We start from the raw sequence: 14,133 nt of genomic DNA, 5'->3' as shown, positions 1-14,133 counted from the left end.
GCGCAGCACGTGGGCACATGGGCAAATTTTTCATTTCGTTTTGCTTTCCGAGATAATCAGCAGCTTGTCACCGGCGTGCAGTTGCAGAGAGCCATTGGGAATCATGAACTCGTTTCCTCTTTTTATCAGCATCACCAGCATACCTTTAGGCAGGTTCATATCCATTAGTCTGTTTCCTTTTGCCAGCATTTCTTCCGTCAGTACGATATCGCGGAGGTCTGTATTGATTTCCTCCGGTATCTCTACTCCGAAATCATTTCCTGTTTTTTCCAGTGGGGTATCCAGATGGAGTAATTTGGCCATCCATGAAATGGTCGTTCCCTGAACCACTAAAGACAATATGGTAATGAAGAATACGATATTGAAAATCTGAGTAGATCCCGGCACATCAGCTACTACTGGATAAGTGGCGAATATGATAGGTACTGCTCCGCGCAATCCCACCCAGGAAATAAACAGCCGTGAGTTGATGTTCATCTTTTTAAAGGGAAGGAGGCAGAGCAGGACACTGAGCGGGCGGGCGAGGACAATCATGAAAATGCCGATCAAGGTTGCCGGTATGGCGATGGACAACATTTCATGGGGATTCACCAGCAATCCCAGGCTCAGGAACATGATAATTTGGAAGAGCCAGGTCATGCCGCTCATAAAAGTAGCGATCTCCTTACGGTTTACAATGCGTGCGTTACCCACCATCATCCCTGCTATATAGACAGCCAGATAGCCGTTTCCTTTACACAGGTCGGTCATGGTGAATGTGAAGAAAATAAAGCTCAGCAGCAAGATAGGATAGAGTGATTGGTTCTTCAAGTCAATCTTGTTGATGATTGCTACCGCCAGTTTTCCCAGCAGGAATCCTGATGTGCCACCCACAGCAAACTGAATCAGGAATGAAATCAGAATATCGTCTGCCCCCATGCCTGCCGACGTGATGAACTGTATCAGGACGATAGTAAGCATATACGCCATAGGGTCATTACTTCCGCTTTCCAGTTCCAGCATCGGTCGGAGGTTATGTTTCAGATTCATGCTTTGCGAGCGCAGGATGTTGAACACGGAAGCAGAGTCCGTAGAGGACATGGTAGCCGCCAGCAGCATGGCCGTCATCAGGGACATGGTAATGCTGACATTCGAGAATCCGGAAATCCAATAAATAAAGAATCCGGTGAAAATAGTAGTAAGCAACACACCGAAGGTGGAAAGCAGTATGCCTTGTGGCAATACAGGCTTGATATCCGAGTATTTGGTATCCATACCCCCTGAGAACAGAATGATGCTAAGGGCCATCATGCCGATGAACTGGGCTTCGCCCGCATCATGGAACTGGAGTCCCAGGCCATCGCTTCCGAACAGCATGCCGACCAATAAAAAAACAAGTAGCGTAGGGATTCCGAACCGGTATCCGGTCTTACTCACTACAATACTTACGAACAATAGGATGGAACCTATCAAGAGAATGTTTTCTGCATTAAATATCATACTTCTGTGATCTTGTTTAATTTTTTAATATGATGTGCCAGCATCAGGCAGGCTGTGATAAACGCTAACAGATCGGATACAGGCATACTGAGCCAGATACCGTTCAGTCCCCACCAATGAGGTAGTAACAGCAGGCAGGGTAATAAATACAACAGTTGGCGGGACAAGGAGAGGAAGATAGAAATTTTCGCTTTCCCAATAGATTGGAAGAAACTGGAAATTACAATTTGTATTCCCACGAAAGGAAACATCAGTACTCCGATTTGTAACCCGGTGCGTGCCAATGCTGTAAGTTCTTTATCGTCTGTAAACATATTAACAACCAAATTAGGGAAAAGTTCGCTGAAAGCAAATCCCAACGAAGTGATGCACCCCCCTGCAATCATGCAATATTTCAAAGTCTGCTTCACCCGGCCGAATTTGTGTGCGCCATGATTATAGCCCACAATCGGTTGCATTCCCATAGTCAGCCCCATGATAACCATTACAAACAGCATCAGCAGACGGTTTAATATGCCGTATGCGCCGATAGCCAGATCGCCCCCGTAGAGCAGCAGGCTCTTGTTGAATATAATGACAATGGCCGAAGCGCAGACATTCATCAGGAACGGCGACATACCGATACTGAAGATATTCTCTACGATCCGTTTCCTTAATTTGAATATCCCTTTCTTGAAGCGGATATAACTTTTTTCCTGCATGAAATGGCTCAGCACCCATATCATGCCGGCAAACTGTGAAAGGATGGTTGCCGTGGCTGCTCCGCGGATTCCCCAACCTAGCCAGAAAATAAAGACAGGAGCCAGAATAATGTTGCATCCCACTGTCAGCATGGAGGACAGCATTGCCTTTCGGGGATAACCGGTGGCACGCATGATATTATTCAGTCCGATCATTACATAGGTGACAGGACTTCCTATTAATATAATCTGCATAAAGTCGCGGGCGTATGGCAACGTGTCATGGCTTGCCCCGAAGAAGAACAGAATCCGGTCCAGAAACAGCAGGGTGATGCCTCCGTAGAAAATAGAATTTATCACACAGAGCACCGTTACGTTTCCCAGCACTTTCTCGGCACCGTCCGTATCCTTCTGCCCCAGGCGGATAGAAGAAATGGTAGCGCCACCCACCCCGACCAGTGTACAGAATGCCACCAGCAGATTCATCAGCGGAAAAGAAATAGCCAAGCCCGATATGGCCATGGCGCCGACACCATGACCGATAAATACACTATCAATAATATTGTACAGTGATGTCAGTGTCATCCCTATGATGGCAGGGATAGAGTACTCTAAAAGTAGCTTTCCGACCTTTTCTGTACCCAGTATGTGCGGGTTGTTTTCTTTCATTCGCGTTTTTGTTATTTTTAAGCTTTGCAAAGTTAGGAATATGGAGGATTATTCGGACCTTTGTGGCGTTAAATCAAACTAAAAGTAATATGAATTCAACAAAAAGCATAGCAGCTTTATTCGATTTTGACGGAGTGGTAATGGACACTGAGACTCAGTATAGTATATTCTGGAATGAACAAGGACGGAAATACCATCCGGAGCTTCCCGAATTCGGCCGGTTGATAAAAGGACAGACCTTGACACAGATTTATGCCAACTATTTTGCCGGAATGGAAGAGGTACAGCATGAAATTACAGAAGATTTGAACAAATTTGAAAAAAATATGTTATATAATTATATCCCGGGCGTAGAGGCTTTCCTGAAAGAATTGAGGGAAAACGGGGTAAAGATAGCTATAGTCACAAGTTCAAATGAGATGAAGATGAGCAACGTATATAAAGCACACCCGGAATTGAAGCAAAGTGTGGACCGTATCCTCACTGCTGAAATGTTTACTCATTCCAAGCCTGACCCCGAATGCTTTCTGTTAGGTGCGACAGTTTTTGACACCGTGCCGGAGAACTGTGTGGTTTTCGAGGACTCGTTTCATGGGCTTGAGGCGGGGAACCGTGCCGGAATGACTGTGATAGGACTGGCTACCACCAATCCTGAAGAGCAAATACGCGACAAGGCAAATGCTGTTATTCAGGACTTTAATGGATTCAGTTTCGAAAAAATGAAGAATATGATGAGGTAATGTCAACTAAAACATCTACCTTTGCAGCCGTTTTTTATAAATTAAAGTAAATATGGCAGGATATATTTCGGGCGATACACGCAAAGTAACTACCCACCGTTTGGTGGAAATGAAGCAGAGAGGCGAGAAAATTTCTATGCTTACCTCCTATGATTACACGACAGCGCAGATTGTAGATGGCGCAGGCATCGATGTTATATTGGTAGGTGACTCCGCTTCGAATGTCATGGCAGGAAATGTGACCACACTTCCTATCACCCTTGATCAGATGATTTATCATGGAAAGTCTGTGGTCCGTGGGGTGAAACGCGCGCTTGTTGTGGTGGATCTGCCTTTTGGCACTTACCAGACTTCCGAATACGAAGCGGTGACCAATGCGATCAAAGTAATGAAGATTACGCACGCTGATGCTTTGAAACTGGAAGGGGGTGTGGAGATCATTGATGCGGTAAAGAAAATCATTGCTGCCGGCATTCCCATCATGGGACATTTGGGGTTAATGCCGCAATCTATCAATAAATATGGAACCTATACTGTACGCGCCAAGGACGAGGAAGAGGCCGAGAAGTTGTTGAGCGATGCACATTTGCTGGAAGAGGCAGGGTGTTTTGCGCTGGTACTTGAGAAAATCCCTGCGTCACTGGCAGAGCGTGTGGCCAGGGAACTGACCATTCCCGTTATCGGTATCGGAGCCGGTGGCGCGGTAGACGGGCAGGTGCTGGTCGTATCGGATATGCTGGGGATGACCAACGGTTTCAGTCCTCGTTTCCTCCGTCGTTATGCCGATCTGCATACAGTTATGACGGGAGCCATACAGCAGTATGTGGATGATGTGAAAAAAGGGGATTTCCCTAACGAAGACGAACAATATTAAAAGTTTTTGCTGATATGTATGATGACTTCTTCTTTCCGTATGAAAAGGCAAAACTGTGGACTGGGAATATGTTTTTGTTATCCCTTTCCAATTTTTTGCTTTATGCATCACTATACATGATGCTTCCTGTGCTGCCTTTATGGATGGTGCGGCACTGGTATTGCAGTTATGCGGAAGCAGGAGCAGCCATTGCTGTTTTCGGGCTGGCCATGTTCCTTCCGGGAACATTCAACAGCTACCTTATTGATACGTTCAAACGTAAAAGTGTGTGCTTTATAGCGATATTCCTGTTTGTGGCATCCAGTCTGCTATATCCGTACGTTGCGACCGTAGGGTTCGTAGCTTTGGTCAGGGCTGTCCAGGGAGGGCTGTTCAGCGTCATTACCATGACTACGGGCAGTACATTGGTGATTGATGTCACTGCTTCCCGCCGCCGCACGGACGCCAATATCGCTTTTGCCTGGGCGGGTCGTTTTGGAATGGTGGTGGGTCTTGCCTTGGGGATCTATATTTATCCTTATTGGAATTTTCACCATATCATTTATACCAGTATGGCTCTGGGAGCGTTGGCGCTGGTGCTGATTCCGGCGGTGAAAGTTCCTTTCCGTGCTCCGCTCAGCACTTCATGGTTCTCGCTGGACCGTTTTTTGCTGCCGCGCACTTTGTGGCCGGGGATGAATATGATGATGGTGGCCATTATCTTTGGGATATTGGTGGCACATATTTACAATGAATTGTTTTTTGTTTGTATCCTGATAGGCTTTGTCCTGTCTTTGCTGCTTTTGCGTTACGTGCTTTCTCATGCTTCCGGTCGTTCGGAAGTAGAGCTGGGGCAGGCGGCAATGATAGGAGGGTTGTTATTGCTCGCTTTTTCCAATAGCTTGATGAACAGTTATATAGCTGGCATTTTGTTGGGGATGGGAACCGGAACCACTGTGTCACGTTTCTTTATAAAAATGATCAGCCTGCCGAGGCATTGCGAGCGGGGAACGGGAAACAATACCTATCAGCTGATGTGGGAGGCAGGAGTACTGATTGGTTTCCTGTTTGAGAATATGTGGACTGAGGGTCATCCCGATACCATTTATTGGATATGTATCGGTATCTGTGTCGTTCTGCTGCTGATGTATGAGTTCTTCACACATCCGTGGTATTACAGAAAGATGGAGGAAAAACAGTGAAATATGGCAACTTACATAAATTAATAATATAAAGAATATGGCAGACGACAAAAAGATTATCTTTTCGATGGTGGGCGTAAGCAAAGCCTTCCAAGCGAACAAACAGGTATTGAAGGACATCTACCTATCCTTTTTTTACGGTGCTAAGATCGGTATCATCGGTCTGAACGGTTCGGGTAAATCAACACTGATGAAAATCATTGCCGGACTGGAGAAAAGTTATCAGGGAGAAGTGGTGTTCTCGCCGGGCTACTCTGTAGGCTATCTGGCACAGGAACCGCATCTGGATGATGAAAAGACAGTGAAAGAGGTGGTGATGGAAGGAGTGCAGAGCATCGTGGACACACTGGCGGAATACGAAGAAATAAACAATAAGTTCGGGCTTCCCGAATACTATGAGGATTCTGAAAAGATGGATGCGCTCTTTGCCCGTCAGGCAGAGTTGCAGGACATCATTGACGCTACGGACGCATGGAATCTGGACAGCAAGCTGGAACGCGCCATGGATGCGTTGCGCTGTCCGCCCGAAGACCAGCCGGTGAAGAACCTCTCGGGAGGCGAGCGTCGCCGTGTGGCATTGTGCCGTCTGCTGTTGCAGAAGCCGGATATTCTGTTACTGGACGAGCCTACCAACCATTTGGATGCGGAAAGTATCGACTGGCTGGAACAGCATTTGCAGCAATATGAAGGTACGGTGATTGCCGTAACCCACGACCGTTACTTCCTGGACCATGTAGCCGGATGGATTCTGGAACTGGACCGTGGCGAAGGAATTCCCTGGAAAGGAAATTACTCCAGCTGGCTGGAACAGAAGACCAAACGCATGGAGATGGAAGAGAAGGTGGCAAGCAAACGCCGCAAGACCTTGGAACGCGAGTTGGATTGGGTGCGCATGGCTCCCAAAGCCCGTCAGGCAAAAGGAAAGGCCCGTCTGAACTCTTACGACAAGCTGCTGAATGAGGATGTGAAAGAAAAGGAAGAGAAACTGGAAATCTTCATCCCGAACGGTCCCCGTTTGGGAAACAAGGTGATTGAGGCCAAAGGAGTGGCGAAAGCTTATGGTGACAAGCTGTTGTTCGATAACCTGAATTTCATGCTGCCCCCTAACGGCATTGTCGGTGTAATCGGTCCTAACGGTGCCGGCAAGACTACCTTGTTCCGCTTGATTATGGGACTGGAAACCGTAGACAAAGGTACTTTCGAGGTAGGAGAGACCGTGAAACTGGCATACGTGGACCAGCAACATAAAGATATCGACCCTGCCAAGTCCGTTTATCAGGTGATCAGCGGTGGAAACGAACTGATCCGTCTGGGAAACAGGGATATCAACGCGCGTGCCTACCTCAGCCGTTTCAATTTTTCGGGAGCCGATCAGGAGAAACTTTGTGGAATGCTTTCGGGTGGTGAGCGCAACCGCCTGCATCTGGCTATGGCACTGAAGGAAGAAGGCAACGTGCTGCTGCTGGACGAGCCTACCAATGATATTGACGTGAACACGCTGCGCGCATTGGAAGAAGGTCTGGACGATTTTGCGGGCTGTGCGGTGGTGATCAGCCACGACCGTTGGTTCTTGGACCGTATCTGTACCCATATCTTGGCTTTCGAAGGAAACAGTGAGGTCTTTTTCTTTGAAGGATCCTATTCGGAATACGAAGAGAACAAGATGAAGCGTTTGGGTAATGAGGAGCCGAAACGGGTGCGCTACCGCAAGCTGATGGAAGACTGATGACGCCCTGTCTATAAAATCTTACCCAAGTGTACGAACAGTAACGTATTCTTGGGTAAGTTTGCATATACACACAACGGCTCGTCAGAAATGTATGGCAACTTCCTCAGTATAAAGACGTTTTTGAGGTTAAGAGCCTTTTTATTATACACCTATCTTATTATGCGCGCACCGCATGGAATTCCCGTCGGGCCCGTGTCCCGGGGTCATCCGGCAGGATGAATGTGGTTCACTATAAATATAAATTCTCTTTCTATAGACCTGCCACTGTAAATTGTAACCGATTTGTAGTTTGTATATCGTTTCTATTAGCTATCTTTGCAACGTCTTTTAAGACATTAATTATAATATTAATTAATAAAAAGTTTATGGTAAAAAGAATGCGATCTTTTTTTGCGGTGGTTATGTTGGTAATCGCTGCTACTGTTAACGCTCAGGTCACTACCTCGTCAATGAGTGGAAAGGTGGTCGATCAAAGCAATGAAGCCATTATCGGCGCGACGATTCAGGCTATTCATGAGCCGTCCGGCACCCATTATGGGGCCATTACCAATGTGGACGGCCGTTATTCCATCCAGGGCATGCGTGCCGGCGGTCCTTACAAAGTAGAAGTTTCTTATGTAGGTTATCAATCAGTGGTTTACAAGAGCATCAATCTCCAGTTGGGAGAGAATTACGTATTGGATGCGAACTTGAAGGAGTCTACCGAACTGCTGGATGAAGTAGTGATAACCGCTTCCAAGAGCAGTAATATGAAGTCTGACCGCGCCGGAGCGGTGACTAATGTCGATGCGGCCAGAATGTCGGAAGTACCTACGGTGAGCCGCAGCATGAATGATATCATGCGTCTGACCCCTCAGGGAGCCAATATCGGTAGCGGTTTCTCAGTGGGTGGAGGTAACTACCGCCAGTCTTATGTCACTGTGGACGGAGCCGCTTTCAATAATGCCTTCGGTATCGGCTCGAACTTGCCGGCAGGCGGTTCGCCTATCTCTTTGGATGCGTTGGAACAGATTTCCGTTTCCACCACTCCCTTTGATGTCCGTCAGAGCGGGTTTACAGGAGGTGCCATCAACGCCGTGACAAAGAGTGGTACGAATGAGTTCAAAGGTACAGCCTATATGTATACTTCCAATACCCACCTTACCGGTAATAAGGTAGAGGACTATGAGCTGACCCGCAACCGTGACCACAGTACCACCTACGGAGCTTCTTTGGGAGGTGCGATCATTAAAAACAAGTTATTCTTCTTCGTGAACGGCGAATATCAGGATAATGTGCAGGCAGGTCCGTCGGGCATAGCGCGTAGCGGCGCCAATGACGAATGGAGCACCAACGGCATCGTGCACCGTCCGTTCGAGAACACCACAACGGTAGGCGGCCGTACCTTTGTGGGGATGAACAACATCAGCCAATACCTGTCGGAAAAATACAACTATAATCCGGGACGTTATCAAGGATACTCTTTGGAAACTCCTTCTTATAAGATCATGGGGCGTCTGGACTGGAACATCAACAACAACAACAAGATTAATTTCCGTTTCACCCATACCCATTCCAAGTATTCCTCCAACCCTTCCTCTTCCACCACTCCGTTTAAGGATTCAATCATTTATCCGGGCGGAGTAGACGGCAGTGCGGGCAAGAGCAGTTCGGGACGTACAGCGAATGCCGGTATGTATTTTGAAAGCTCACGCTACATGCAAGAGCAGAACTTCACTTCCATAGCTTCCGAATGGAATTCAAAGTGGGGCGCAATCAATAACGCCTTGCGTTTTACTTATTCTTATCAGAACGAACCTCGTACTTACGAAGGTGGAACATTCCCTACGGTGGATATTCTTGACCAAGGCTCCCTGTATGCCTCATTCGGCCCGGACCCCTTTACAGAAGGGAACTTGCGCCAGGTGAAGACCTTTGTCATTACCGATGAATTCAATTTCTCCAGCGGTATCCATAACTTTATGGGCGGTATCCAGTTTGAGTCCAATAAGGCAGTGAACGGATTCATGCAGGCGGGTAGCGGTTATTATGTCTATTCCTCTTGGGATGATTTTGTGAACAACAGAGCTCCGGCTGCTTTCGGTGTCACTTATTCCAACACCGGGGACGGTTCCCAGTTCCTGGCGAACATGAAGTACCAGCAGCTTTCTTTCTATCTGCAGGACCAGATGAATATCACAGACAACTTCAGACTGACTGCCGGGGTGCGTTTCGAACTGCCCATTTATCCGGAGCTGAAGAACAACTATAACAAGAATTTCGCACAGATTGACTTTGACGGATATCATTACGCCACAGACCAGTTGCCTTCATCCTACCAGCTGACCGCCTCCCCCCGTATCGGCTTCAACTGGGACCTTACAGGCGAGCGTAAGTATGTATTGCGTGGCGGTAGCGGTTACTTCATCGGCCGTCTGCCGTTCGTATGGCTGGTTTCGGCAGTAGGTAATGCCAATTGCGGACAAAGTACCTATTATTATAACGAGCAGAAGGACGCTAAGTACGGACAACCGAGTTTCCACACCAGCGTGGCTGATATGTTGAAAGATCCTAACTTGAACCTTCCGGCGGCTACCGATCCTGCCGCACCTTCCGGAGCCACCATCATTGACCGCGACTTGAAGATGAATGCCACCTGGAAGTCATCATTGGCTTTTGATGCAAAACTTCCCGGAGACATTGACTTTACGTTGGAAGGTATTTTCAGCAAAGAGTTCAATCCGGCTACAGTGACTAATTTGGGACGTAAGTTTAAAGGAGAGCAGGAGATAGCTCCGGGTGATGTCCGCAGAATGTTTGAGTACTCCAATGCGAACAAGACGGATGCTTATTATATCACCAATGCGGGAAACAGCGCTTATTATTACTCACTCACCGCCTCACTGGCCAAGACATTTGATTTCGGCCTGCATCTTTCCGCTTCCTACACCCGTTCTTATGCCAAGTCGTATGGCGACGGCATCGGCGACCAGGTGAACTCGGCTTATTACAACAACCGTTACTCTGTCAACGGAAATAATGACACGGAGACCGGCTATGGTACGTATGTATCGCCCAACCGTGTGCTGGCTTCCGCTGCTTACCGTATTAAATACGCCAAGAATTTCGCTTCCTCCTTGTCTTTGATTTATGAGGGTATGAACATGGGCTATGCCGGAGGATATTCCGCCGCCCGTTATTCCTATACATTCACCGGAAATATTGTAGGCGATTACGGCTCAAACAACTTGCTGTACATTCCGGCATCCCGTGAGGCGCTGGATAAGTGGAACTTTGCCGATTATACTGACAGCAAGACGGGTGAGGTGACTTATTCCGCCAAGGAGCAGCGCGATGATTTCTGGGCTTACATTAATGAGGACAGTTATCTGAAAGGCCGTAAAGGCAAGTATGCCGAACGCGGAGGAGCCATCATGCCTTGGCATCATCAGCTGGATTTGAAGTTCAATCAGGATTTCTTCCTCAATGTAGGGGGCAAGCGCAATACCTTGCAGTTCGGAGTGGATATCAAGAACTTCCTGAACTTGCTGAATAGCGACTGGGGAATTTATAAGACGGTGAACAATACTTCCTTGTTGAGCTATAAGGGCGGCGCTTACCAGTTCCAGAAGAACGGAGGAAAGAAACTGACTGATACGTATTCCAATCTGAACAGTTTCAATTCTACGTATTCCATACAGTTCAGTGTCCGTTATATCTTTAACTAAATGAAATAGCCTGTATCAGACAATACAGGAACAGGATAGAGAGGCGTACCCATGAAGGTGCGCCTCTTTTTGTATGCACATTCTTTCGTTTTCTTTTTGCTCTGTCATTTTGAAAGTGAGAGAGTCTGAATGAAAATGACCTGTCGTTTTGTCGTAGGGACGGGCCGGATTTGTCCGGATCAGTGGATACGGCTTTGGGAATAAGGTATGCTGAAAATAATTCCGGTGGTTTCCATTTGCTCTTCTCTCTACAGTAATCATGTGGCAGTTGCTCTGGAATTTCCGGACAGTTTTCCCCTCTTTTGAGGCGGCTTTTTGTTCTTTTCTTAACATAATTGTCATATTTCGCCTAAAAAGTATCCTTTTCGTTTAAATAATCTAATATAAATTCAATTTATATGAATTAAATTTTTATCTTTGTCTTTCCTATTGGGAATGAAATACTAACTAATTAATTTAAATCAAAGACAAAATTATGAGAAATCATCTAAAGCATTTCCTCCTGTTGGCAGTTCTGACAATCTGTTTCACTGCTACGGCTGTTGCGCAAGGAACAGTAAAAGGTAAAGTAGTAGATGCCGAGAACAATGAGCCATTGATTGGGGCCACTGTATCGGTTAGCGGTACGACACTGGGTACTGTAACGGATATTGACGGTAACTTTGTGTTGAAACTTACCTCTTCTAAGGCTACTCTTGTATTCAAGTACTTGGGATACAACGAAATTACGCATCAAGTAAAAGGAAGCAATACGATAGACTTGGGTGAGGTCAAGATGTCTCCAGATGCTATTGGTTTGGGTGAGGTCAGTGTTATTGCCTCTATTATAAAGAGCGACCGTCAGACTCCTATTCCTATTTCTAACGTGAAACTGGCCAAGATAGAGGAGAAAATAGGTAATTTGGAATTCCCCGAATTGCTGAAATCAGTTCCTTCGGTGTATGTAACCCGTGAAAGTGGTGGCTATGGTGATTCCCGTATCAATATGCGTGGTTTTGATTCGTCCAACCTAGGCGTGCTGATCAATGGTGTGCCCATCAACGGCATGGAAAACGGTAAGGTTTATTGGTCTAACTGGTCCGGTTTGTCTGATGTGAGCCAGTTTATTCAGGTACAGCGTGGTTTGGGTGCGTCAGCATTAGGTATTTCTTCTGTGGGAGGAACCATGAATATGGTTACTAAAAGTACCGAAGCCCAAAAAGGTGGATCAGCTTATTTCGGTATTGGTAACGATGGTTTCCGCAAGTATTCGGTTTCTTTCTCTACCGGACTGATGGACAACGGATGGGCTATTACATTCATGGGGGCGCTGAATACGGGAGATGGTTACGTGAAAGGTACCAATTATGAAGGATGGACTTACTTTGGAAATATCTCGAAGGTAATCAACGATCATCATAAATTGTCATTGACAGCTTTTGGAGCTCCTCAGTGGCACAACCAGCGCTCTACCATGCACTATATCGAGGATTACAAGAATAGTCCCGATGGCGGACGTTTCAATAACGGATATGGTTATATCAACGGTGAAGCGGTAGGTAGCGGTTATGGCTATAATTATTATCATAAGCCTCAGGTTTCTTTGAATCATTACTGGACTATCGACGATAAATCGACACTGACCACTTCTCTATACGGCTCAATGGCTACAGGCGGCGGACGCCGTGCACGTGGCGCGATGAGTAATTGGCTGACTATTGATAACAATACCGGCCGTCCCAAGGATGGTGCCATGATGACTCCGGACGGTTTGTTCGACTACGAACGTGCTATGGCTGCCAATGCGGCTTCTCAAAACGGGTCGCAGGTGATTTTTACCAATGCTGTCAATGACCATGACTGGTATGGCATGCTGAGTTCCTATAAGAATCATCTGACTGAGAACCTGACTCTTACGGGAGGTGTTGACTTACGTTACTATAAAGGGTATCATACAGAGGAAATTGATGATTTGCTGGGTGGTGAGTTCTATCTGCAGACCTCGCCGCTGGCATTCCAAACCAAGAACCAGTTGCTGAAAGTGGGTGACAAGTTCAATTACTATAGCATTGGAGAGATATTCTGGGGTGGTGTTTTTGCACAGGCTGAATATAATACCGACAAATGGTCGGGATTCCTGTCGGCATCATTGACTGAAGAGGCTTATAGATATGATGACCGTGGTGGTACGGATTCAAGATACTCTGCCACGGGTGCGGATAAACTGGACAGAGTGTCCAGCCTTCAGAATTTCCTGCCTTGGAGCGTGAAGGGTGGTTTTAACTATAAGTTCAATGACAACCACAATGTATTTGTCAATGCAGGATATTTTACCCGCGCGCCTTTCTTCAACTCTGTCTTTGCAAGCAATACGGCAGCTCCCGAAAAGGATGTACCCTACGAAAAAATTACTACGTTTGAATTGGGTTATGGATTTAGCACGGAACAGGTCAATATTGCATTGAATGGTTATTACACTCAATGGATGGATAAGTCCTTGCGCCGTAAGATCGGTCAGGAATATGCCAACCTTACAGGCTTGGACGCTGTTCACATGGGTGTGGAGCTGGAAGCGACTTACCGTCCTGTCAAGTCCTTTGAATTGAAAGGTATGTTCTCTTTAGGCGATTGGAAATGGAAAGATGATATTCACTTCACTATGTATGATGAAGCGAATAATCCTATCGGAACATACGACGCTTATCTGAAAGATGTCCATGTGGGTAACTCCGCACAGCTCACTTCCGCATTGAGCGCTTCTTGGGAACCGTTCAAAGGATTTAAAATCTCGGCCGACTACAACTTCTTCGGCAAGAACTATGCAGACTTCGATCCTCAGAACCGGGTGAATGAAGCGGATGCCGGTATTGACTCCTGGAAGTTGCCAGATTATGGTACGATTGATTTGGGCATGAACTATCGTTTCAATATTACCAAAGATATCCGTGCCATCGTATACAGTAATGTATATAATTTGACTAATACGGAATATATAGCCGATGCTAAGGACGGTACGAACCATGACTGGAAAACTGCATTGGTATATTATGGCTTCGGTACTACATGGTCTGCCGGTTTTAAAGTAATCTTTTAAT

The 14,133-nt window shown here is 46.5% G+C and carries 9 protein-coding genes; 6 read left to right on the top strand and 3 right to left on the bottom strand.

Translation table 11 applies throughout. The annotated features are described in order from the left end of the window. Positions 1–30 precede the first annotated feature (30 nt). Entirely contained in the window at positions 31–1,479 is a 1,449-nt protein-coding gene (locus tag RE317_RS11310; protein ID WP_005843270.1) for a potassium/proton antiporter, read from the bottom strand. Further along, positions 1,476–2,828, bottom strand: coding sequence for an MATE family efflux transporter (locus RE317_RS11305; protein WP_005843272.1), 1,353 nt, complete (start codon positions 2,826–2,828; stop codon positions 1,476–1,478). Before RE317_RS11305 ends, RE317_RS11310 begins: the two co-directional genes overlap by 4 nt. A gap of 89 nt (positions 2,829–2,917) precedes the next feature. Between RE317_RS11305 and RE317_RS11300 the strand changes: the two genes are divergently transcribed. The 5 genes from RE317_RS11300 to RE317_RS11280 all read left to right on the top strand — a co-directional run bounded on the left by RE317_RS11300 (position 2,918) and on the right by RE317_RS11280 (position 11,059). Further along, positions 2,918–3,568 carry an HAD family phosphatase gene (locus RE317_RS11300; RefSeq protein WP_005848024.1) on the top strand — a complete coding sequence of 217 codons (651 nt, stop codon included), beginning with the start codon at positions 2,918–2,920 and terminating at the stop codon, positions 3,566–3,568. 52 nt (positions 3,569–3,620) lie between these two features. Beyond that, positions 3,621–4,442, top strand: a complete 822-nt coding sequence (gene panB, locus RE317_RS11295; protein ID WP_005848022.1) for a 3-methyl-2-oxobutanoate hydroxymethyltransferase — start codon at positions 3,621–3,623, stop codon at positions 4,440–4,442. 14 nt (positions 4,443–4,456) lie between these two features. Further along, entirely contained in the window at positions 4,457–5,623 is a 1,167-nt protein-coding gene (locus RE317_RS11290) for an MFS transporter (protein ID WP_005843278.1), read from the top strand. Between the two features lie 37 nt (positions 5,624–5,660). Beyond that, positions 5,661–7,349 (top strand): energy-dependent translational throttle protein EttA, encoded by a 1,689-nt coding sequence (gene ettA / locus RE317_RS11285; RefSeq protein WP_005843280.1) that lies wholly within the window; start codon positions 5,661–5,663, stop codon positions 7,347–7,349. Between the two features lie 368 nt (positions 7,350–7,717). Then, positions 7,718–11,059, top strand: a complete 3,342-nt coding sequence (locus RE317_RS11280) for a carboxypeptidase regulatory-like domain-containing protein (RefSeq protein ID WP_005848017.1) — start codon at positions 7,718–7,720, stop codon at positions 11,057–11,059. Positions 11,060–11,074: 15 nt separating this feature from the next. Here the strand turns inward: RE317_RS11280 and RE317_RS11275 are convergent, their stop codons facing one another. Beyond that, positions 11,075–11,392, bottom strand: a complete 318-nt coding sequence (locus tag RE317_RS11275; protein ID WP_032939346.1) for a hypothetical protein — start codon at positions 11,390–11,392, stop codon at positions 11,075–11,077. A gap of 142 nt (positions 11,393–11,534) precedes the next feature. On the opposite strand from RE317_RS11275, the gene RE317_RS11270 reads away from it, so the two are divergent. Next, on the top strand, positions 11,535–14,132 hold the full coding sequence (locus tag RE317_RS11270) for a TonB-dependent receptor domain-containing protein (protein ID WP_008667283.1): 2,598 nt from the start codon (positions 11,535–11,537) through the stop codon (positions 14,130–14,132). The last annotated feature ends 1 nt before the right edge of the window (position 14,133 follow it).

Source organism: Phocaeicola sp. GP0067 (assembly GCF_031119655.1).
GTDB classification, from domain to species: domain Bacteria; phylum Bacteroidota; class Bacteroidia; order Bacteroidales; family Bacteroidaceae; genus Phocaeicola; species Phocaeicola vulgatus.
This window is presented reverse-complemented; position numbering and strand designations above follow the sequence as displayed.

Coding starts and splice junctions, on each gene's coding strand:
- RE317_RS11310 (WP_005843270.1), bottom strand. CDS start 1,479: ATGATATTTAATGCAGAAAACATTCTCTTGATAGGTTCCATCCTATTG.
- RE317_RS11305 (WP_005843272.1), bottom strand. CDS start 2,828: ATGAAAGAAAACAACCCGCACATACTGGGTACAGAAAAGGTCGGAAAG.
- RE317_RS11300 (WP_005848024.1), top strand. CDS start 2,918: ATGAATTCAACAAAAAGCATAGCAGCTTTATTCGATTTTGACGGAGTG.
- panB (WP_005848022.1), top strand. CDS start 3,621: ATGGCAGGATATATTTCGGGCGATACACGCAAAGTAACTACCCACCGT.
- RE317_RS11290 (WP_005843278.1), top strand. CDS start 4,457: ATGTATGATGACTTCTTCTTTCCGTATGAAAAGGCAAAACTGTGGACT.
- ettA (WP_005843280.1), top strand. CDS start 5,661: ATGGCAGACGACAAAAAGATTATCTTTTCGATGGTGGGCGTAAGCAAA.
- RE317_RS11280 (WP_005848017.1), top strand. CDS start 7,718: ATGGTAAAAAGAATGCGATCTTTTTTTGCGGTGGTTATGTTGGTAATC.
- RE317_RS11275 (WP_032939346.1), bottom strand. CDS start 11,392: ATGTTAAGAAAAGAACAAAAAGCCGCCTCAAAAGAGGGGAAAACTGTC.
- RE317_RS11270 (WP_008667283.1), top strand. CDS start 11,535: ATGAGAAATCATCTAAAGCATTTCCTCCTGTTGGCAGTTCTGACAATC.